Source organism: Rheinheimera sp. KL1 (genome assembly GCF_001275035.1).
Lineage (GTDB): Bacteria > Pseudomonadota > Gammaproteobacteria > Enterobacterales > Alteromonadaceae > Pararheinheimera > Pararheinheimera tangshanensis.
Map to the genome: position 1 here is coordinate 106,709 of NZ_LAMX01000010.1, position 21,755 is coordinate 128,463.

Annotated in this window: 20 protein-coding genes and 1 tRNA gene; 13 read left to right on the forward strand and 8 right to left on the reverse strand. The window is 46.6% G+C overall.

Annotated features, from left to right (window positions below; translation table 11 throughout):
* Positions 1 to 38: 38 nt before the first annotated feature.
* The 5 genes from WH43_RS04750 (at position 39) to WH43_RS04770 (ending at position 8,212) form a co-directional block, all read left to right on the forward strand.
* Entirely contained in the window at positions 39 to 4,874 is a 4,836-nt protein-coding gene (locus tag WH43_RS04750) for an NAD-glutamate dehydrogenase (RefSeq protein ID WP_053423501.1), read from the forward strand.
* Positions 4,875 to 5,036: 162 nt separating this feature from the next.
* Complete coding sequence (gene pyrD, locus WH43_RS04755; RefSeq protein WP_053423502.1) at positions 5,037 to 6,050, forward strand: quinone-dependent dihydroorotate dehydrogenase; 1,014 nt, start codon at positions 5,037 to 5,039, stop codon at positions 6,048 to 6,050.
* A gap of 109 nt (positions 6,051 to 6,159) precedes the next feature.
* Complete coding sequence (locus WH43_RS04760) at positions 6,160 to 6,678, forward strand: cell division protein ZapC domain-containing protein (RefSeq protein WP_053423503.1); 519 nt, start codon at positions 6,160 to 6,162, stop codon at positions 6,676 to 6,678.
* Between the two features lie 117 nt (positions 6,679 to 6,795).
* Positions 6,796 to 7,974, forward strand: coding sequence for a 1-acyl-sn-glycerol-3-phosphate acyltransferase (locus tag WH43_RS04765; RefSeq protein WP_053423504.1), 1,179 nt, complete (start codon positions 6,796 to 6,798; stop codon positions 7,972 to 7,974).
* Entirely contained in the window at positions 7,952 to 8,212 is a 261-nt protein-coding gene (locus WH43_RS04770) for a DUF2960 domain-containing protein (protein ID WP_053423505.1), read from the forward strand. The genes WH43_RS04765 and WH43_RS04770 overlap by 23 nt, the downstream gene beginning before the upstream one ends.
* Before the next feature lie 36 nt (positions 8,213 to 8,248).
* Here the strand turns inward: WH43_RS04770 and WH43_RS04775 are convergent, their stop codons facing one another.
* Positions 8,249 to 8,686: a DUF192 domain-containing protein gene (locus tag WH43_RS04775; RefSeq protein ID WP_082335685.1), complete on the reverse strand. Its 438-nt coding sequence runs from the start codon at positions 8,684 to 8,686 to the stop codon at positions 8,249 to 8,251.
* A gap of 100 nt (positions 8,687 to 8,786) precedes the next feature.
* Positions 8,787 to 9,908, reverse strand: coding sequence for an alanine dehydrogenase (gene ald, locus WH43_RS04780; RefSeq protein ID WP_053423507.1), 1,122 nt, complete (start codon positions 9,906 to 9,908; stop codon positions 8,787 to 8,789).
* 135 nt (positions 9,909 to 10,043) lie between these two features.
* Here ald and lrp point away from each other — a divergent pair, with 135 nt between their 5' ends.
* From lrp to WH43_RS04820, 7 genes are all read left to right on the forward strand, one after another.
* Complete coding sequence (gene lrp, locus WH43_RS04785) at positions 10,044 to 10,529, forward strand: leucine-responsive transcriptional regulator Lrp (protein ID WP_046521198.1); 486 nt, start codon at positions 10,044 to 10,046, stop codon at positions 10,527 to 10,529.
* Positions 10,530 to 10,806: 277 nt separating this feature from the next.
* Positions 10,807 to 13,479, forward strand: a complete 2,673-nt coding sequence (locus WH43_RS21040; RefSeq protein ID WP_053423509.1) for a DNA translocase FtsK — start codon at positions 10,807 to 10,809, stop codon at positions 13,477 to 13,479.
* A gap of 11 nt (positions 13,480 to 13,490) precedes the next feature.
* The gene (gene lolA, locus WH43_RS04800) at positions 13,491 to 14,117 is read left to right on the forward strand and encodes an outer membrane lipoprotein periplasmic chaperone LolA (protein WP_053423510.1); all 627 of its coding nucleotides are present in this window, start codon (positions 13,491 to 13,493) and stop codon (positions 14,115 to 14,117) included.
* On the forward strand, positions 14,114 to 15,439 hold the full coding sequence (locus WH43_RS04805; RefSeq protein WP_053423511.1) for a replication-associated recombination protein A: 1,326 nt from the start codon (positions 14,114 to 14,116) through the stop codon (positions 15,437 to 15,439). Before lolA ends, WH43_RS04805 begins: the two co-directional genes overlap by 4 nt.
* A complete protein-coding gene (crcB, locus tag WH43_RS04810; protein ID WP_053423512.1) occupies positions 15,439 to 15,813 on the forward strand; it encodes a fluoride efflux transporter CrcB in 375 nt (124 codons plus the stop codon). The genes WH43_RS04805 and crcB overlap by 1 nt, the downstream gene beginning before the upstream one ends.
* A gap of 5 nt (positions 15,814 to 15,818) precedes the next feature.
* Positions 15,819 to 17,111, forward strand: a complete 1,293-nt coding sequence (serS, locus tag WH43_RS04815; RefSeq protein ID WP_053423513.1) for a serine--tRNA ligase — start codon at positions 15,819 to 15,821, stop codon at positions 17,109 to 17,111.
* 62 nt (positions 17,112 to 17,173) lie between these two features.
* Positions 17,174 to 17,371 carry a hypothetical protein gene (locus tag WH43_RS04820; RefSeq protein ID WP_053423514.1) on the forward strand — a complete coding sequence of 66 codons (198 nt, stop codon included), beginning with the start codon at positions 17,174 to 17,176 and terminating at the stop codon, positions 17,369 to 17,371.
* Positions 17,372 to 17,389: 18 nt separating this feature from the next.
* Here WH43_RS04820 and WH43_RS04825 read toward each other — a convergent pair whose 3' ends face one another.
* The 5 genes from WH43_RS04825 to WH43_RS04845 all read right to left on the reverse strand — a co-directional run bounded on the left by WH43_RS04825 (position 17,390) and on the right by WH43_RS04845 (position 19,485).
* Complete coding sequence (locus WH43_RS04825) at positions 17,390 to 17,725, reverse strand: TusE/DsrC/DsvC family sulfur relay protein (RefSeq protein WP_053423515.1); 336 nt, start codon at positions 17,723 to 17,725, stop codon at positions 17,390 to 17,392.
* On the reverse strand, positions 17,725 to 17,976 hold the full coding sequence (locus WH43_RS04830) for a DsrH/TusB family sulfur metabolism protein (RefSeq protein WP_053423516.1): 252 nt from the start codon (positions 17,974 to 17,976) through the stop codon (positions 17,725 to 17,727). Before WH43_RS04830 ends, WH43_RS04825 begins: the two co-directional genes overlap by 1 nt.
* A 1-nt stretch (position 17,977) precedes the next feature.
* A complete protein-coding gene (gene tusC / locus WH43_RS04835; RefSeq protein ID WP_053423517.1) occupies positions 17,978 to 18,331 on the reverse strand; it encodes a sulfurtransferase complex subunit TusC in 354 nt (117 codons plus the stop codon).
* Complete coding sequence (tusD, locus tag WH43_RS04840; RefSeq protein WP_053423518.1) at positions 18,331 to 18,693, reverse strand: sulfurtransferase complex subunit TusD; 363 nt, start codon at positions 18,691 to 18,693, stop codon at positions 18,331 to 18,333. Before tusD ends, tusC begins: the two co-directional genes overlap by 1 nt.
* A 123-nt stretch (positions 18,694 to 18,816) precedes the next feature.
* Entirely contained in the window at positions 18,817 to 19,485 is a 669-nt protein-coding gene (locus WH43_RS04845; RefSeq protein WP_053423519.1) for a Bax inhibitor-1/YccA family protein, read from the reverse strand.
* Between the two features lie 168 nt (positions 19,486 to 19,653).
* Here WH43_RS04845 and WH43_RS04850 point away from each other — a divergent pair.
* A tRNA-Ser gene (locus tag WH43_RS04850) sits at positions 19,654 to 19,744 on the forward strand.
* Between the two features lie 121 nt (positions 19,745 to 19,865).
* Here WH43_RS04850 and sppA read toward each other — a convergent pair.
* On the reverse strand, positions 19,866 to 21,749 hold the full coding sequence (gene sppA, locus WH43_RS04855; protein ID WP_053423520.1) for a signal peptide peptidase SppA: 1,884 nt from the start codon (positions 21,747 to 21,749) through the stop codon (positions 19,866 to 19,868).
* Positions 21,750 to 21,755: the final 6 nt, after the last annotated feature.

Sequence of the window (21,755 nt, forward strand, 5' to 3'; positions counted from 1 at the left end):
AGTCTTTGCAGACAAAGGTTTCAAAAAAGGATACAAAAATGGCACTGATAGACGGTCAACCTTCTGTACTACTACAAAATGTAAGTAAGCTTATTCGCTCTAAAGTCAAAGATCAGGTCGAACTGGTCGAAAAATTTGCCCACACTCTGTATGGCAATATGTCCCACGAAGATTTGTTTGGCCGCAACGACAGCGATTTATATGGCGCTGCCCTTAGCTTATGGCAAAGCTTTAATGGGCATACCGATGCTAAGGCCTTAATTCGCGTATTTAACCCAGAGATCGCTAAACACGGTTGGGAATCTAAACACACTATTGTTGAAATCGTAGTGAAAGACAGCCCGTTTTTAGTCGACTCCGTAAGGATGGCATTAAGCCGCCAATCCATTACTGCTCATTTGTTATTACATTACCCATTGCAAACGCTCCGTAACGATAAAAACGACATCACGGACTTTTTTAAGCTGGGTACTGTGGAGCAAGCCAGTACGGAACAAACCGTGTTCCATATCGAAATTGACCGCATGACGGATAAAACTGCAGTAGAGGCCTTAACCTCTGAACTGCAATCTGTGATGGAAGATGTGTCTTTGGCTGTGCAGGACTGGAAACCAACCCGGGCTAAACTGCTGCAGGTTATTGCTGACTTACCAAAACAAGCAGGGTCTATCAATTCAACTGAATTGGAGCAAGCCACAGAATTTTTAAACTGGATGGCTAAAGATAACTTCACTTTGTTGGGTTATCGTGAGTACCGCATCAAAGCGGTAGAAGGCGATCATAAAATTGAAGGGGTGAACGACAGCGCTTTAGGTTTAATGCGCCGTTCTACCTCGCGCGATTTAATGTTATCTGATTTACCTGAACAGGCGCGCAAGCAGGCATTAAGTTCGTCGTTGCTGATCCTGACCAAAACTAATAATAAATCCCGTGTGCATCGTCCGGCTTATATCGACTATGTCGGTATTAAACGTTTTGACGACAAAGGCCATGTGATAGGTGAAGACCGCTTTATTGGTTTGTACTCATCTTCGTTGTACAACAACAGTGCGGCTGATATTCCATTGCTGAAAACCAAGTTAGCTAAAGTGATGGCAAAATCTGGTTTTGCCCACGGTACTCATGCCTACAAAGCCCTATTAAATATTCTGGAAACTTACCCACGGGATGAGTTAATTCAGGCCACGACAGATGAGTTGCTGGATGTATCAACTGGCGTACTGCAAATGCAGGAACGTGATATGACCCGTCTGTTCGTGCGCAAAGACGCCTTTGGACGTTTTGTCTCTGCTATGGTCTATGTGCCGCGTGAACGCTACAACACTCAGCTGCGTAAAGATACGCAACAGATTTTAGCTCAGTCGCTGGGCAGCACTGAAGCTGTGGAATTTACCACTTACTTCTCTGAATCTGTATTGGCTCGTACCCATTATTTCGTTCGTATCAACGATAACAATATCGAGTTTAATGTGAAAGAAATTGAACGTAATCTAGTAGAAGCGGCCCGCACCTGGGAAGATAAGCTGGAAGCTGCGCTGGTTGGCCATTATGGCGAAGCCCGTGGCCGTGAGTTGGCCCGCAAGTATTTAACGGCTTTCCCTTCATCGTACAAAGATGAAATGTTACCTAACGATGCGCTGGTCGACATTGAAAAGATTGAATCACTGAACGATGAACATCGCCTGGACATGCTGTTTTATCGTCCGCAGGAAGACCGCAACGATAGCAAAGCGGTGCGTTTAAACCTGTTCCATAAAGATCATCCGATTTATCTATCCGATGTGCTGCCAATACTGGAAAACTTCGGTTTACGTGTGATTGGTGAAACCCCTTATGCCGTGCGTTGCCCTGATGGTTCTGTCAGCTGGATCTTAAACTTCGCGATGGAAGTTAACGGCACTATGCCAGCTGACTTTGAACAGGCTCAGCTGTCATTTCAGGACTCTTTTGCCAAAGTATGGAAAGGCGATCTGGAAGACGATGGTTTTAACCGTTTAATTTTAGGTGCTGGTTTAACAGGCCGCGAAGCTTCGTTATTACGTGCTTTTGCTAAATATAAACGCCAAATCGGCGGGACTTTCAGTCAGGCTTATGTTGAATCGACTTTTGGTCGTTATCCGCTATTGGCGAATCTGCTGGTGAAACTCTTTAATGCCAAGTTTGCATTGGAGGACACCAATCAGGCCGATGCTGAGACTCTGCATACAGAAATCCTGGCGCAACTGGAAAACGTAGCGAACCTGGATGATGACCGTATTATCCGTCGTTTCCTCGCTATCATTCAGGCCATTGTGCGCACCAACTACTTCCAGCAAGCGGAAGATGGTAGCGACAAACCTTATATTTCCTTTAAAGTGCGTCCGGCTCTGATCCCGGATATGCCACTGCCACTGCCTTTCTTCGAAATTTTTGTGTATTCACCTAAAGTAGAAGGGGTGCATTTACGTTTCGGTAAAGTGGCACGGGGTGGTCTGCGTTGGTCCGATCGTCGTGAAGATTTCCGCACCGAAGTTCTGGGCCTGGTGAAAGCACAACAAGTGAAAAACACTGTGATCGTGCCTGTGGGCGCCAAAGGTGGTTTCGTTTGTAAGAAGCTGCCAGAATCCGGTGGTCGTGAAGCCTGGTTAAACGAAGGTAAAGCTTGTTACCGCACTTTTATCCGCGGTTTACTGGATGTGACTGATAATATTTTGCAAGGCCAGATTGTGCCACCAAAACAAGTGGTGCGTTTAGATGAAGATGACCCGTATCTGGTGGTGGCTGCTGATAAAGGCACGGCGACTTTCTCTGATATTGCCAACAGCATTTCACTGGAATACAACCACTGGTTGGGTGATGCTTTTGCTTCAGGTGGTTCAAACGGTTACGACCATAAAGGCATGGGGATCACTGCCCGTGGCGGTTGGGAGTCAGTGAAACGTCACTTCCGTGAAGTAGGTATTGACTGTCAGACCACAGATTTCACCTGTGTCGGTATAGGCGATATGGCCGGTGATGTGTTTGGTAACGGCATGCTGTTATCCAAACATATTCGTCTGCAGGTTGCATTCAACCACATGCATATTTTTGTTGACCCGAATCCGGATGCAGCTAAGACCTTTGTTGAACGTGAGCGTATGTTTAATCTGCCCACCTCAACCTGGGATGATTTTGATAAGTCACTGATCTCAGAAGGCGGTGGTATATTCCTGCGTAGTGCGAAATCGATCAAACTGACAGCACAAATGCAGCAGATGTTAGGCACTAATGCAGTCAGCCTGACACCTAACGAATTTATTCGTGCGGCTCTGATGATGGATGTGGATCTGATCTGGAACGGTGGTATCGGCACTTACGTCAAAGCCACAGATGAAACTCATGCAGAAGTCGGTGACCGTGGTTCTGAAGCTTTGCGTGTTAACGGTAAAGACGTTAAAGCTAAAATCATAGGTGAGGGTGGTAACTTAGGTACTACTCAACGTGGCCGTATTGAATATGCAGCCAACGGTGGCCGCATCAACACCGACTTTATCGATAACGTCGGCGGTGTGGACTGTTCAGATAACGAAGTGAACATCAAAATTCTGTTAAACGCTCTGGTTGCCAGCGGTGATATGACGCTGAAGCAGCGTAACGAGCTGTTAGCGGCTATGACCAATGATGTGGCAGATATAGTAATTAACGATTGTTACCGCCAGACCCAAAGTATTTCTGTCTCTTCTGTGCTGGGCGCAGAACAGATGAAGGAATACACCCGCTTTATTCATTCGCTGGAAAAAGACGGTAAGTTAAACCGCGAACTGGAGTTTTTACCTTCAGATGACGCCTTGGCTGAACGCACAGCTAAAGGTCAGGGGTTAACCCGTCCTGAGCTAGCCATTCTGACCGCTTATGGCAAGATGGTGATGAAAGAGTGGCTGGTGTTGCCTGAAATTTATGAAAACAGTTACTTTAAACGTCATCTGTTTACAGCTTTCCCGAAAGTGCTGCAACAAAGTTATGCCAAAGAGATGGAAACTCACCCGTTAAAGGCTGAGATCATTGCCACCAAACTGGCTAACCTTATTGTCAACGACATGGGCGCTAACTTCGCCCAGCGTATGATGGAAGAAACAGGTTCTTCTATTGCTGAAGTGGCGGTGTGTTACACCATAGCCCGCGATCTGTTTGATGTGGAGACGGTATGGAACAAGCTGGAAGAGTTGGATAACGTGATCCCTGCAGAGCTGCAGATCAAGTTATTCCACCAGTTGCGCCGCACTATGCGCCGTACGACACGCTGGTTCTTACGTCATCGTAACAAGGCGCTGGATATTCAGCAGACGATAGATTTCTTCAAACCTGCTTTTGTTGAAATCAGCAATAACCTGCAAAAATTACTGGCTCCGGGCGAAGCTGAACAACTGGCCGCCAATGAGCAAAGCTTCATTGAACAAGGCGTACCTGCAGATGTCGCTCGTTATTTGGCTCAGCTGAGTACCTGCTTCTCTGTGATGGATATTGCTCAGGTGGCAGATGCAGAGAAAAACTCTCTGCTGTTAACAGCGGAAATTTACTTCAAATTGGGCGATCGGTTAGATCTGCACTGGTTCCTGGAGCAAATTACTCAACAACCGGTAGCGAACCATTGGCAGGCGCTGGCTCGTGCTTCGTACCGTGAAGAGCTGGATTGGCAACAACGTGCCTTGTCTGCAGTGGTCGTTCGTGGTTGTGGTGGTGCTTGTGATGCAGAAGCGGTCATCGGCAGTTGGATCACTGAGCATGAGCCGGTACTGGCGCGCTGGCGTCAAATGCTGGCTGAGTTCAAAACCACGAAGAGCCATGAGTTTGCCAAATTCTCAGTGGCATTGCGTGAGTTGATGTTACTCAGTCATCACTGTGACCCTGTGAAATAATTCAGCTTCCAGCTAGAATACACCGGCTCTTTTCAGAGCCGGTGCTTTTTATGCTCTGCTATCCTGCAGAGCACCCTTCGGGCCAGCTAAAGCTGTTAAAAATCGTTCCAGACGATTTTTTGCAGAGAGTTTCTAACTATTCATTATTAAAAGCAGGTTGTTATGTTCTATTCACTGGCGCGTTCTTTGATGTTTTGTACTGATGCTGAGTTTTCACATCACCTGGCCCTTGGCAGCTTAAAGCATTTGAAAAATACCCCGGCATCCTTGCTGTGGCGCCAGGATTTACCGAAAAAGCCAGTGACTGTTGCAGGTATTCATTTTGATAATCCTGTGGGTTTGGCGGCGGGTTTAGATAAAAACGCTGATTGCATTGATGCTTTTGGTCAGATGGGTTTTGGTTTTATTGAAGTAGGTACTGTTACGCCACGTCCTCAGGCTGGAAATGATAAACCCCGTTTATTCCGTTTACCTGAAGCGAGCGCCATTATTAATCGTATGGGTTTTAATAATAAAGGCGCGGATTACCTGGTCGAGAACGTTAAAAAGTCCAGCTACAAAGGCGTGCTGGGTATCAATATCGGCAAAAACAAAGACACACCGAACGAGCAGGGCAAAGACGATTACATTGAATGTATGCGTAAGGTGTATGCGCATGCCAGTTACATTACAGTAAATATTTCCTCACCCAATACACCGGGTTTGCGGGACCTGCAATTTGGCGATGCCTTATTTGATTTACTGCAGGCGGTAAAAAACGAGCAATTGGATCTGCAGGCACAGCAAGATAAATATGTGCCAGTTTTTGTCAAAATTGCGCCTGATATGGACGAAGTAGCAGTGCAGCAAGTGGCGGAAACATTGCTGCGTAGCAAAATGGATGGTGTCATAGCCACCAACACCACTCTGGATAAAAGTGCGGTGCAACATCTGAAATATGGCAATGAAATGGGTGGTTTGAGTGGATTGCCTGTGCAACAAAAAAGTACCGAAATTATTCGGCAGTTCCGTGCAGCTCTTGGTCCAAAGATGCCAATTATTGGGGTCGGTGGCATAGACTCTGCCAAAGCGGCACAGGATAAAATGGATGCTGGTGCCAATCTGGTCCAGATCTATTCCAACTTTATTTATCAAGGCCCAAGCTTGATCAAAGAGATCGTCGAGAGCCTGAAATAACTCATATGCCGATCAATTTTGGATCCCTGATATTTAGTCCAAAATAATCTTTAACAGGGCTTATAAACAGGTGTAGAAAGGCAACATCTTGAATTCATAAGGATTGATTATGTTGTCTTTATGCCCTGACTGGTGCTGGCAGTATTGCGACGAGCAAGACCGTTTGCTGTTACAGTTATCAAACAGCCATCATATTCAAACTGCCTTCAGTGCCAAAGAGCTGCTGTCAAAACCAGAACAGCAAAGTTTGTGTATGGAGCAAGCTCAGCTGTTGATGGATTTTGCCGAAGCACTGGAAGGTCTATTGCCTGACAGTGAGCTACTGACAGTCGCAACGCGCGCTGTTGCTGCTTTAAATTTTGTCAAAGCTCCGGTACAAAAAAGTCACCTGTTTAATTTCTCCAGCATAGAATGCAGTAGCCACTTAATGAGTATCGCCAAACTAGAGGGTTTAAGCCGTGCAAAAGTGCTGCTAGTTGCGAAAGCCGATCCTATGGTGGATTGTCTGTTGCTGGAGCCTATGGAGCTATTAAATGGTAAGCAATTATCGGCCGGTCAGTTAGTGCGGGTGCAACAAAACCGCCTGATGCCGCTGCAATTTGCACCACTTTATGCCCTGACGGCTTGATGTAAAGAAAATTGCCTAATAAACAAACAACTCTCAAGAGATCGGGCCAGATTAGACTGGTGATCCTTCAGGCAACAGGTAGAATAGTGCACATTTTCAAGCTGGGATTTAAAAGCTGTGCCAAATCAAACGGATCCGTTCAAGGATATTCGCCCTTATTTTGACCATGAAGTACCGGATGCGATTCGTCGTTTATTAGACGACGCCGATTTTTTGCATGCCATTTTAAATTACCGCCTGGCCAGCTGGCCTAAAACTATCCGCTATTTGTTTACCCCTGTACTGCGTTGGTTACTGGCGCGTAAAGCCAAAGGTTTGCGCACCGTGTCTGATGTGCAGCATATGGTGGCGGACTTTTTGCAGCAAAGTCTGCACAACAGCTCTGCTGGCGTCAGCGTCAGTGGTCTTGAACATCTGGATCCAAAACAATCCTATTTATTTATCTCGAATCACAGAGATATCGCTATGGATCCGGCGCTGGTCAATTGGTGTTTACATCAAAAAGGCATGGACACTGTACGTATTGCTATTGGCGATAACCTGCTGAAAATGCCTTGTGCTACAGAACTGATGAAGCTTAATAAAAGTTTTATCGTCAAACGTTCGATCAAAGCCCCACGCGAGATGCTCAAAGCCTTGGGGCATTTGTCGGCGTATATCAAAGACTCACTCGAAACAGGCCATTCGATCTGGATAGCGCAAAAAGAGGGCCGGGCTAAAGATGGCCTGGATCAAACCGATGAAGCTATCTTAAAAATGTTTTATATCGAAGGGAAAAAACGTGGTCTGGATTTTGCGACTTATATGCAGTCGCTTAATATTGTGCCAGTGTGTTTATCCTATGAATTTGACCCGCTGGATCAGGCTAAAGCCAACGAGCTGCATCAATTAGCAAGTACAGGTGAATACAAAAAGTCGGAGATGGAAGATATCCAAAGCATAGTGCAGGGCATAGTGGGCCAAAAAGGCCGGGTGCATGTGCATTTTGGTGAAGCTATTCAGACCACTTTCCAGAACCCTCAAATGCTAGCGGCGGAAATAGATCGGCAGATCTGGGCTGGCTATCGTTTATATCCGGTCAATTATTTAGCAGCGCAAATGGATATGGAGCTGGACCCTGGAGAAGAAAGCCTGTGGTATCAAACCAAAATGGCGTCTTTGCCTGAAGAGCTACGCCCTTATGTAGAGCAAATGTATGCGGCACCAGCGCTGAAACAACAGCAGACCTTAGCTCAGCAAGAACAGCAGTTTACACAACATAAGGAGCTGGAAGATGGCACGGCATATCAGTTATAAATACAAAGGGGAGTGGAAAAAAATTCCATTCAGCTACGACAAATACGCCGATAGCTTCGAAGCTGTAGCCGCAGCCGAAGGCATAGACTTAACCGCATTTCGCAAGATGGAGCAGCAAGTGGCGATGACATCCAAAGGCACAGGTGCGCTCAAAGACTATCGCAAAAACGCTTTTGTAAAGATGGGTTTTAGCGAAATTCTGCTGCTGCGGGATGATCAGGAACCTTTTAATCTCTGAGTCTATGGCTCTTTAGGGGGTCATCAGCAGTTGCTCTCACTCACACTTCTTACCACAACGGATAATCTTTGTACCTGCCGCTAACCCCTGGGCTTTAAACCAGCCTTGCGGCATCTCCAAAGCGCCTATTACTGGCCCTTGTGAAGCTTTGCCTTTTTCATCGTAAGGATACAAAAACTGTACCGGCTCTATAGTCCAGTCAGCTTTGATATAGGCTATATCTAAGGGCACTTTGGTGTTACGCATCCAGAACGACAGCACTCGGGCTTCATCGTACACGAATAACATGCCGTTTTCTGCGCTATCGCGATACATCAGACCACGGGCGCGCTGTTCTGGGGTCAGAGCCAGTTCGGTTTGAAATTGAACGTGTCCTACTTTGATCCATTCTTTTTCGAAATTGATCTGTTCAATGGTCTCAGCAGCAGTAACAGAAAAACTCAAAGCAAGAAGTGCAGATAGCAAATAATTCATAACTCAGTGACCACAAAGAATAAAGTCTGAAGACTAACGGAATTCTCAGTAAAAAAAAAGGGTGACCCAAAGGCCACCCTGATTATTCTTCGCTGTAAAATTACAGTGCAGCTAAAGCTTGTTTAGGCTCAACAAATGGCAGGTTCAATGCGTCTGCCACGTGTTTGTTTACCACATGACCATTGATCACGTTTAAGCCGTTTAACAGGTGCGCATCGTCCAGCAGTGCCTGTTTGTAGCCTTTGTTGGCTAAACGAATGATAAATGGCAGAGTGGCGTTGTTCAGTGCAAAAGTAGAAGTCAGTGGTACTGCGCCTGGCATGTTGGCCACGCAGTAGTGCACAACGTCATCCACAATGTAGGTAGGATCAGCGTGAGTCGTGGCTTTAGACGTCTCGACACAACCGCCTTGGTCAATCGCCACGTCAACAATGGCTGAACCTGGTTTCATACGTTTGATATGATCTGCTGTGACCAGCTTAGGAGCTGCAGCACCTGGGATTAACACGCCACCAATGACTAAGTCAGCGGATAACACATGTTTTTCCAGCGCATCTACAGTGGAGTACACAGTTTTCACTGTACCGTTGAACTGAGCATCGATACGACGTAATACGTCTACGTTGCGGTCCAGTACGACTACATCAGCACCCATACCAACAGCCATCTGAGCTGCGTTGGTACCGACCATGCCACCACCGATAATCACTACTTTGGCAGGTTCAACACCTGGCACGCCGCCTAATAACATACCGCGACCGGCACATGATTTCTCTAAAGCACGGGCACCAGCCTGAATAGACATGCGGCCAGCCACTTCAGACATAGGCGCTAATAAAGGCAAGCCACCGCGGTTGTCTGTCACTGTTTCGTACGCGATACAAATAGCTTTTGATTTGATCAGGTCTTCAGTTTGTGGCAGATCCGGTGCTAAGTGCAGGTAAGTGAACAGGATTTGGCCTTCACGCAGCATAGCGCGCTCGACAGCCTGAGGCTCTTTTACTTTGACAATCATTTCTGCTTTAGCGAAGACTTCAGCCGCAGTAGTTAATACTGTGGCACCAGCAGCCTGATAGGCATCGTCACCAAAACCAATGCCGCTACCTGCATTGTGTTCAACAAAAACAGTGTGACCAAGAGCTGTCAGCTCACGCACGCTGGCAGGGGTCATACCGACGCGGTATTCGTGGTTTTTAATCTCTTTAGGTACGCCAATAATCATGATGTTCCGCCTGTGTAGGGTTGGGTAAAATTTTTGCCTAGTATAGTTACTGATTTGTAGTTTTACCTGTTGTTTTTTTGATGAATCACAGTTATAAATCCTGCTATAAATTGAAATGTGAAATTTTTATCTGCTATGTACGAAACCAGTAAAAGTGTTAAAAAACTAGACCGAATTGACCGCAAAATCCTGACTGAACTACAACACGACGGTCGTATTGCCAATGTTGAATTGGCGAAAAGGGTAGGGCTCAGTGCCACTCCTTGTCTGGAGCGGGTGCGTAAACTGGAGGCCGAGGGTTATATACTGGGCTACACAGCACAGGTCGACCCAAATAAAGTAGGTTCCGCGTTACTGGTTTTTGTGGAGATTACTTTAAGTAAAACCTCACCTGAAGATTTTGATGAGTTCAGTAAAGCTGTGCAGAAGCTGCATGAAATACAGGAATGTCATTTAGTCTCCGGCAGTTTCGACTTTTTATTAAAAACCCGGGTGGCCAATATGGCCGCTTATCGCGAGTTGTTAGGGGAAACCTTATTACGTTTACCCAGCGTACGCGAAAGCCGGACTTACGTGGTGATGGAAGAAGTGAAACAAACGACCTTTGTGGCGGTCAATTAATGCAGGTGCCTTCAACAGGGCTATAACATCAAAGACACAGCGTAACCCCAGGAGCATAGTTGTCCCTATGTGACTGAGGCGAGCAGCGTAGTCAACGACGCTATGGCAGCAAGGACGAAGGGGTTTTGTACAGCCAGTGTTCAGGCATTAAAGTTTATACAGACTTTTGTCGCTGAAGATATGGTCAATAAGGTTATGGCTTCAGGTTATGCGGCTATAAAGGGGTGCATCAGAGTTGTCTCTCTGGTATCTTAACTAGGTAGAATTCTTAGAATAAATGGGACTTGTTGTGTTGAGTGAAGCCAGACGGTTGCGAGCCAAACTATTGTTTTCTTTAAACGGAATGCAGCGCTTATCTGAAGTGGGATTAATCCTCAGCTTTGGATTTGCTGCCTTTATGTTATTGGCTTTAATGTCATTCGACCCGGCTGATCCAAGTTGGTCCCAGGCAGGTTACCAAACCGTTGTTCACAATTATGCTGGTCCCAAAGGTGCCTGGATTGCCGATATTCTGTTATTTACTTTTGGCTGGATTGCTTATTTAGTGCCGCCATTGGTGGCTTTTGCCGGTTATTTGTTAACCCGCCGCGCTAAAGCCTTAATGGAGATGGATTACCTTATTTTGGGGTTGCGTCTGATTGGTTTGGTTTTAACCATTCTTTGTGCCAGTGCTATTAGCAGCATTAATTTTAATGATATTTTCTATTTTTCATCCGGTGGTGTAGTGGGCGATGTGGTTGCCTCTATGCTGATGCCAAACTTTAATTTCATCGGCACCATTTTACTGCTGTTGTGCGGTTTATCTACTGGCTTAACTTTGGCGACAGGCATTTCCTGGGTCACAGTAGCCGATGAGCTGGGGGCCTTAACTGTGCGCGCTTTGATAGCTTTGTATCAGGCACCAACCCGTTTAGGCCAGTATCTGGCAGAACGCTCTGCAACCAAAGCTTCATCTCCTCTGTCTTTTCAGACCGAATCTACTGTGCCTTTACAGCGCCGGGAACCAGAAATTGCAGTCGATACAGCAGCAACAAGGTTGAACCTTGCTGCGACAGACTCAGAGCCAGCGCCAGAAGTGATCCGCTTAAATTCTGGTCGTGATGAGGTTGTACAGTCTGCTTTTATCGCGCCTGAAGAAGAGCAAATTCCTTTACCCCAGATTGAGGAGGTTCAAACGCAACAAAGCCGCGCGTACTTCCAGCCGAATGACCGGGTCGAGCCTTTACCTTTTGCGCCTTTGGATGAAAAAACTGAAGCTGTGGCTTTTGTTAGTGTCGATACCCTGGCTGATGATGACTTAACGTTCTCCGCTGTGGATGATGGTTATTACCCAGAGCAGCTGCAGCATCTGGAACAGAGTTTTGCCGAGGTCGAACGGCAGGTCGTAGTCGCGCCCGTGGTGATAGAAGAAGACGAGGAGGATGACACTCCTGTTGCTGCATCATTCAGCCCGGATGATTTACCTTCGTTAGCTTTGTTAGACAGACCCGATAAAGCTACGAATCCTATAGACCCAGCCGATTTGGAGCGGGTGTCCCGGTTAGTGGAAACCAAGTTGTTGGATTTTGGCGTGGAAGCCAAAGTCGTGGCTGTATTACCAGGCCCCGTTGTCACTCGGTTTGAGCTGGATTTAGCTCCTGGTGTCAAGGTCAGTAAGATCACCGGTTTATCCAAAGACTTAGCCCGTTCATTATCTGCTATCAGCGTGCGGGTAGTAGAGGTTATTCCTGGTAAATCCTATATAGGTTTAGAGCTGCCGAACCAGTTCCGTGAAATAGTGCGTTTATCTGAAGTGATAGGCGATGAAGTGTTTATCCAATCAAAATCGCCTTTAACTATGGTGCTCGGTAAAGACATTGCAGGTAAATCTGTAGTGGCCGATTTAGGCCGTATGCCGCACTTGCTGGTCGCGGGTACCACGGGCTCAGGTAAGTCGGTGGGCGTCAACGTGATGATTTGTAGTTTGTTGTATAAATCCACGCCTGAGGATGTGCGCTTTTTAATGATCGACCCGAAGATGCTGGAATTATCAGTCTATGAAGGTATTCCACATTTACTGACGGAAGTCGTTACCGATATGAAAGAAGCGGCCAATGGCCTGCGCTGGTGTGTTGGCGAAATGGAACGGCGTTACAAACTAATGTCGGCCCTTGGGGTGCGTAACTTAAAAGGTTATAACCAAAAAATTCAGGATGCTATTGCAGCAGGTACACCTATTCGTGACCCGATTTGGAAGCCAAGCGACAATATGATGACGATGCCGCCAGAGCTTGAGAAGTTGCCTTCTATCGTGGTCGTGATCGACGAATTCGCTGACATGATGATGATTGTCGGTAAAAAGGTTGAAGAGCTGATTGCCCGCATCGCACAAAAAGCCCGGGCTGCTGGTATCCACCTGATTCTAGCGACTCAGCGTCCGTCCGTGGATGTGATCACAGGCTTGATTAAAGCCAATATTCCAACCCGCATGGCGTTTCAGGTGTCATCGAAAATTGACTCCAGAACCATATTGGATCAGCAAGGTGCTGAGAGTTTGTTAGGTCAGGGCGATATGTTATATCTGCCGCCAGGCTCTGGTGTACCCACCCGAGTGCATGGCGCTTTTGTCGATGACCACGAAGTGCATGCTGTAGTATCTGACTGGAAACGTCGTGGTAAACCTAATTATATTTCTGAGATCTTAAACGGCGAGCCGACGGAAGACAGCCTGTTACCGGGCGAGACGATGGAAGGCGATGAAGGAGAGTCTGATCCGCTGTTTGATCAGGCTGTGGCTTTTGTTACTGAAAGCCGTAAAGCTTCGGTTTCAGGTGTACAAAGACGCTTCCGTATTGGCTATAATCGCGCCGCCCGTTTAGTCGAACAAATGGAAATGAGTGGTATTGTCAGTGGTGCAGGCCATAACGGTAACCGTGAAGTGTTAGCGCCTCCTCCTCCTAAAGTATTTTAACTAAGGTGTATATGAAGAAAAACTTCGGAAAAAAAGCTGTGGCTTTAGTTTTGTCTCTGGCGCTGCCAACCTTTATGGCGGTGGCTGATCAGGCCGAGGCCTTGCAGAAAAAATTAGCGCGCTTATCCAGCTTTCAGGCCAGCTTTGATCAAACCGTCGTTGATGCCAGCAATAAGCTTATTCAGCAAGGCGAGGGCATGTTGTCGCTGAAACAGCCCTCTTTGTTCCGTTTTGAGACTCAGACTCCAGAGCCAAACCTGTTTATTGGTGATGGCAAAACTCTGTGGTTTTATGCCGAATTACTGGACCAGGTCAGCATTTATGATGCCAAAGAACAAGTGCAGAAAACTCCGTTTGTACTTTTGACCTCACACGATCCTAAGTTGTGGGCTCAATATAGTGTGACAGGTGCTGATGAGCAGTTTGATATCACACCAAAAGACCCTGGCAATGCAGTGAAAAAACTGAGCCTGAGATTTGCAGGTTTAGCCTTATCAAAAATGATCGTCATCGACAGTAATGGCCAAAACAGCACCTTCGATTTTAATTTGGTGCAATACAACACACCTCTGGCTTCAGAACTGTTTCAGTTTACCATTCCGGCCACAGCGGAAGTGGATGATCAACGCGTCAAGTGAATAACCTCGGCTTTGAATTCCATGACGATATCAGGCCTCTGGCAGCACTGCTGAGGCCAACAAAGCTATCGGACTATGTTGGGCAACAACAAGTGTTGGGGCCTGGCACACCGCTGCGTAAAGCAATAGAAGCCGGGCGTATTTCCTCACTCATTTTATGGGGGCCTCCGGGCACAGGCAAAACGACCTTGGCAGAATTAATTGCCATTTATGCCAAAGCAGCTATTGCGCGTTTATCTGCCGTAACCGCTGGTGTTAAAGAAATACGTGAAGAAATTCAGGCGGCCAAGCAACGTTTAGCGCAAAATCAGCGCACTTTGTTATTTGTTGATGAAGTGCACCGCTTTAACAAAGCCCAGCAAGATGCATTTTTACCCCATATTGAAGATGGCACCATTATTTTTATTGGTGCAACCACAGAAAATCCTGCCTTTGCTCTGAATAACGCCATGTTATCCCGCGCCCGCGTCTGCATTTTAAAAAAGCTGACGGCAGAGGACCTGGCTTGCGTCATAGCACGGGCTGTGGCGCATTATCAGCAGTCTGGCCAAGAGGTCCAAATCAGCCCTGACGCTCAATCTTTATTGCTGCAACTGGCAGATGGCGATGCACGGCGCCTGTTAAACCTGTTTGAGCAGGCCGTTGAAACAGCGCAGCAGGGTGCTGCAAAGACCGAACTGACAGCTGATTTATTCCGGCAGTTAGTACCAAGGCAATTGCCGGGTTTTGATCAGCAGGGCGATATTTTTTACGATTTAATTTCTGCCTTTCATAAATCGGTGCGTGGCTCCAACCCGGACGCCGCTTTGTATTGGTACTGCCGTATTTTAGAAGGCGGTGGTGATCCTTTGTATGTGGCTCGTCGTCTGTTGGCGATAGCCAGCGAAGATATAGGCAATGCTGATCCACGCGCTTTAACCATTGGTTTGGATGCCTGGGATACCTTTGCCCGTGTCGGGCCTGCCGAAGGGGAGCGGGCTATAGCTCAGGCTGCGGTCTATATGGCGTTAGCGCCAAAATCCAATGCGGTATACAGTGCCTTTAACCAAATGCGGCAGTATGTGCAGCAACATCCATCTTATGAGGTGCCGGATCATTTGCGTAACGCGCCAACAGCGCTGGCGAAACAACAAGGTTTTGGTAAAGGATATCGTTACGCGCACAACGAGCCCGGCGCTTATGCCGCAGGTGAAGTGTATTTACCCGCTGAAATGGCCGGAATGAAGTTTTATCAGCCGTCTGGTCGCGGTTTAGAGAAACAATTGCAGGATAAAATGGCTTATTTAGCCATGCTGGACCAACAAGCAAAAGGACAGAGCTAATGCAGGCATATCTGGCTGTGGCTATTGGCGGAGCTTTAGGGGCCTGTTGTCGGTTCGGTTTAGGCGAATTTATCCTGCATCTTTGTGGTAAATCATTCCCTTTTGCTACGTTGCTGGTTAATATTCTCGGGTCTTTTGTGTTAGGCCTGCTGTATGGCCTGTTTTTAGCCGAACATCTGACGGTTAACCCGTGGAAGACTCTGATCGGCGTAGGTTTTTTAGGTGCCTTTACTACCTTTTCGACGTTTTCACTCGACACTGTTTTACTGCTGCAACAAGGCGAACTGGTGAAAGCCGGCCTGAATGTTGTGCTGAACGTGCTGGTTTGTTTAACACTCGCCTGGCTGGGTTTAAAGCTGGGCTCAATGAAGTAGTCACTATGTTAGATGCAAAATTTTTAAGAGCCGAATTAGCTCAGACTGCCCAACGTTTGGCAGATCGTGGTTTTCAGTTAGATGTTGCTGCGCTTGAGCAACTGGAAGAGCAGCGCCGTGCGCTGCAAATGGCGACTCAGGATTTACAGAACTCTCGTAATACTAAATCCAAAGCCATAGGCCAGGCTAAAGCCCGTGGTGAAGACATCACGCCATTACTAGCGGAAGTGGATGGTTTAGGTGCAGAGCTGGAAGAAGCCAAACAAAAACTAGATGCGGTATTAGCGCAGTGGGATGTTATTGTCAGCGCTATCCCAAACCTGCCACATGAATCCGTGCCAGCCGGTAAAGATGAAACGGGTAACGTGGTCGTGCGTCAGTGGGGCGAACCTAAGTCTTTTGATTTTGACGCAAAAGATCATGTGGCGTTAGGCGAGGCTTTGGATAAAGGTCTGGATTTTGAAAATGCTGTCAAAATTGCAGGTTCTCGTTTTGTGGTGATGCGTGGTCAAATTGCCCGTCTGCACCGCGCTTTAGCGCAGTTTATGCTGGACTTGCACACAGAGCAGCATGGCTATACCGAATTGTATGTACCTTATCTGGTGAATGCTGCATCCTTATATGGCACAGGTCAGTTGCCAAAGTTTGGTGCCGATTTATTCCATACCAAGCCTGCGACAGAAGAAGGCGTTGGCATGTCGTTGATCCCAACGGCTGAAGTGCCGGTGACTAACTTAGCCCGTGACTGTATTTTTGAACTGACCGAACTACCACAAAAATACACTGCTCATACACCATGCTTTCGCAGCGAAGCGGGCTCTTACGGCCGTGATACCCGGGGTTTAATTCGTCAGCACCAGTTTGATAAAGTGGAATTAGTGCAGTTAGTACATCCGGATCAATCCTTTGCTGCGCTGGAAGAGTTAACAGGTCATGCCGAAAAAGTACTGCAGCTGTTAGGTTTACCGTACCGCACTATGCTGCTGTGCACTGGTGATATGGGCTTTGGTTCTACCAAAACCTATGATTTGGAAGTCTGGTTACCGGCGCAAAACACCTACCGTGAAATTTCTTCCTGCTCAAACATGGGAGATTTCCAGGCCCGTCGTATGCAGGCGCGCTTCCGTCCGGGCGAAGGCAAAAAGCCTGAATTGCTGCATACTTTAAATGGCTCTGGTTTAGCCGTAGGCCGTACGCTGGTTGCTATTTTGGAGAATTATCAGCAAGCTGATGGTTCTATTCAGATCCCGACTGTATTGCAGTCTTATATGGGCGGCAAAACAGAGATCCGCTGTTAATCTGAACTTGGTATTGTGATGATAAGGAGCAGTTCTTCTGCTCCTTTAACCTGGTAAATCTAATGTCGCTCATCAAAGAACAACAAGAAAGCTCAAAAAAGACTGCTATCCCACGTCATGTAGTAGTGCGTAAAACCCGCAAAAGCCCCATCAAGGTGATGCTACGTTGGATGTATTGGCTGGTATTGATAGGCGTGATCGCTATCGTAGTGATGACCAGCTTTGAAGCAGGCATGTCCATGTATAAAGCGGGTCAATAGAGCCGCTTTATCGTTTTGTTACAAACACTTCGCTGGTTTTGGTAAACCGGCTATGCGAGTGGCTTGTTTAGCTGGCCCTTCAGGGAATAATAGAAACAGATACTTGCTATTACCTTTGTCCGCTCCCAGTTTTTCTCCCATGCTTTTGACCAATAAACGTATCGCAGGCGATGTTTGGTATTCCTGATAAAAAGCACGGACAAAATTCACCACCTCCCAATGCGCTTCGGTCATCTGGATCTGTTCTAAGCGGGCAAACTCTTCCGCCAGTTGTGGTGTCCATAAAGTCAAATCAGCCAGATAACCATGTTTATCCAGTGGGTAGCTTTGGTTATTTAAAATCAGTTCGTTCATTAGAATTGTTGCTTCGCTTGTAGCACTAAATCCAGCCATTGGCTGTCGGTAAGTGCGGTAAAAGGTTCGGAGATAGGTATACCGCGCACAGCGGCGTCATGTGCTAAACAATAAACAGGACAGGGCAGGTTGCTTAGCAGGCCTGTTGCCATTAAATACACGCCTTCCTGCCTTAATAACACTCTATCTTCAGCACCTACAAGATGCAGTGTATCAGGCAACCGGTTGTTGATTAAATCAAAAAGTCTCATATCAGGCCTTAATCACATGCTGCTGCGTATTAAGTAACTGGTTGAGCTCTGAGCTCTCCAGCGGCTGAGCGTCCAGTACAAGCTCAGAGGCATGTAACTGACGCTGCTTTAACGATTCCGCGCAGATATAGACATGATCGATATCATAAAGCTCAAACAGCTTAAAGCTGCGTCTGAAATCTTTGACCTGCAACTCTGCGCTATCATTGGCTTTGACCAGTTGATAGACCGCATCGTCACAAAAAACTACACTCACCTGATGCTCTACCGCAGCTAAAGCAAATATTAAATCCAGACTTTCACGTGCAGCTATGCCGTGCAGAGGTAATTGGGTCACTAACACTGCTATTTTCATCAAAACTGCACCAGTTTATCCACTTGAGCCAAACGCATGGCAAACTCCGCCAAACCTGCTGTTGTATAACCATCCGCCGGCTTTACCTGATTGGAGCACACACCACGTTTTTCAGCTGCAGTGGTACAAAACAGCAAAGGGATCTGATGCGCCTGACAAAATTGCTGCAGTTTGAGCGATAGGTTGGGTTCGTCTGAAGGTAAATCAATCAGTGCTGAAGCTGCGCCTACTGCATCGCGGTATAAAAACACCGAATCCACTGTGTGACTGGCCTCAACAGCCTGCTGCATAAAACGCAAGGCGCTGACAAAACTCTGCCCTTGTAACACCTGGCCTTCAATCAGAACGGCAAAACTGGTCATCTGCTTACCTTTTGCTTCATCATTATTCTAAATACCCTTTTACCTGAGCTTGTACAGGCTATAAAAAAAGCCCCGCACTTGGCGGGGCATTTTAATCGAACATCAGCTTATCTCAAGCCTTAATTAGTCATCACTGCCCATGATACCCAGTAACTGCAGTAAAGAGGTGAACAGGTTGAAGATGTTCAGGTACAAGCCCACTGTAGCGCGGATATAGTTGGTTTCACCGCCGTTAATAATACGGCTGGTATCAAACAAAATTAAACCAGACATGATCATCACTACTGCGGCGTTAATGGCCAGGTGCAGCGCAGGGATCTGGAAGAAGATATTCGCCAGACCAGCCACAATCACTACAATCAAACCGACAAACAGGAAGTTACCCATAAAGCTGAAGTCTTTACGTGAACTTAATGCGTAAGCTGAAAGTGAAAAGAACACTACAGCGGTTAAACCAAGGGCTTGCATAATCAGTTCAGGGCCATTGGCTGTTGCAGCAAAACGGTTCAGCATAGGACCGATAGACGCACCTAAACAGCCCGTTAAAGCGAATACCCAGAAAATGCCGCTGGCAGTGTCTGCTTTTTTCTGTACCACAAAAATTAAGCCGAAGGCGACCAGTGTTAACACCAGAGCCACGCCAAAACCGAAATTCATCGCCATGGCAACACCTGCTGTCACTGCGCTGAATGCTAAGGTCATCGCCAGCAGGAAGTAGGTATTGCGCAATACTTTGTTGACTTCGACGCTATGGCCTATATGGCCAGTCTGAGTGCTTTGGTTGTAGGACATTGCTGTTCTCTCCATTGAGTAGTTACTTTTCTGACTTTATCTTACTTGGGAAGTTCCCAAAGTACCAGTAGTTATCTTTGTAAAACAATTCAATCATTTAACTTGTTTTATCAAAGTTTAAAAAAATGCTTTTCTTTCCTAACCGATCTGATTATTATACGCAGCGCTGGAGGGGTGGCAGAGCGGTTTAATGCACCGGTCTTGAAAACCGGCGAAGGTTAATAGCCTTCCGAGAGTTCGAATCTCTCCCCCTCCGCCATTATTCCCAGAACCCGTATCAGTGAACACTTATACGGGTTTATTTTTTTGTCAGATCTGAACTCAGTCAAACAAGACATAAAAAAAGCCGCACAAGGCGGCTTCTCTCTGCTTTACAGCTATTAATTCACCGCAGTACAACTCATGCAGACTGAGTAGATACCTTTAGGATCATTAAATTGTTCCATCACTTTAAAGTCACGGTTGATTTGGCCCATGATGTTTTTCAGAAGTGGACTAAATGCTGACGCTTTGGCATCGGGTAACAGAGCTTGCACAGTACCTGAGGCAAACATATCACGCAGTAACTGCTCGGTTGGGGTTAATTCCTGCTCCATCACTTTAATATCGTATTGCTTCAAACCCGCTTTTTCAGCAGCTGCGGCTATTGCATCATCAAAGGTGCCCAGTTTATCCACTAAACCAAATTCCAAAGCTTTGGTACCAGTCCAGACGCGACCTTGCGCGATTTTATCCACGGCTTCTTTGGTCATACCACGGTTTTCAGACACCATACTGATAAAGTCGTCATAACCTTTGTTGATCAGAAGCTGGAATATGCTGGACATCTCTGGCGTTAAGCCTTTAAACAGCGGCAGCCCGGCACTCATTCCTGCGAGTTCAGTAGTGCCTACACCATCGGTATTTAGACCTAACACAGGCATTGCGTTTTCCAGGGTGTGGAATAAACCGAAGATACCAATAGAGCCCGTGATCGTAGTAGGAGAGGCCCAGATCTCATTCGCCGGAGCCGCAATCCAATAGCCACCCGAAGCCGCTACCGCGCCCATAGATGCAATCACAGGCTTACCGGCAGCTTTTAACAGCTTGATTTCCTGACCTATCACATCAGATGCAAAGGCACTGCCGCCGCCGCTGTCGATACGAAGTACCACGGCTTTTACTTTTTCATCAAAACGGGCACGACGTAATAAAGCGGCAGTGCTATCTCCGCCTATAGTGCCAGCTTTGGCTGAACCGTCAATAATAGTGCCTCGAGCAACTACTACTGCGACTTTTTCAGTCAAAGGATTGTCGTAATGAACTGGTGGTAACACCTGAGCCTGATAATCTTTAAATTGAATTTGATTAAAGCTGTGTTTATCGCTTTCACCAACGAGTGCTATTAAATCCTGACGGAACTCTTCACGACTTTTGATGCTGTCGACTAACTTGGCATCCAGAGCATACTGAGTCATATCGCCATTGACGGCTTGTAATTTTTGATACAAGCCGGTAATGGTCTCATCAAAATTGTCGACTGCAAAACCGCGACGCTCGGCCACTTGCTGCTTGTAGCTGGCCCATAATTCGTCTAACCAGGCTTTGTTGGCTTCTTTGGCCTCATCTGACATGGTATCGCGGGTAAAAGGCTCTACCGCAGACTTGTAGGTGCCTACTTTAAACACATGAGTGGTGATCTTTAATTTCTCTAATGCTGACTTGTAATACATAGGGTAAGTGCCGAAACCTTCCAGTAATACAGTACCCATAGGGTTTAAATTGATGCTGTCGGCATAAGAGGCCAGGAAATACTGGTTTTGACTGTAATAATCTCCTGTCGCCAGCACTTTTTTACCTGTTGCTTTAAAATCCTGCAGTGCAGCACCGACCATAGTCAATTTATCCATAGAACCAGAACCAAAAGAGGATAACTCCAGCACTATGGCTTTAATACGCTCGTCCGTTTTTGCGGCCTGAATAGTTTTCAGCAGGTCAGTCAGCAAAATTTCCGGTTCTTCCTCTTCGGAGCCCATGCTCTCATTCAACACTTGATCCAAAGGGTCGATATAACGTTTTTCTTCCACCAAATCACCAGATAAGTTCAGCACTAACGCTGCACTTTCGGGAACTTCAATCTTATCGTCGCCGCTGAAAATGGAGAGCAGGACCAGAATGAAGACAAGAGCAAACAGCAGATTAAAAGTGATATGACGAACCAGACTGATAGCGCGCCAAATGCCACCAAAAAAGCGTCTTAAGATCCCAGGTTTTTTCTCAGACATATGATG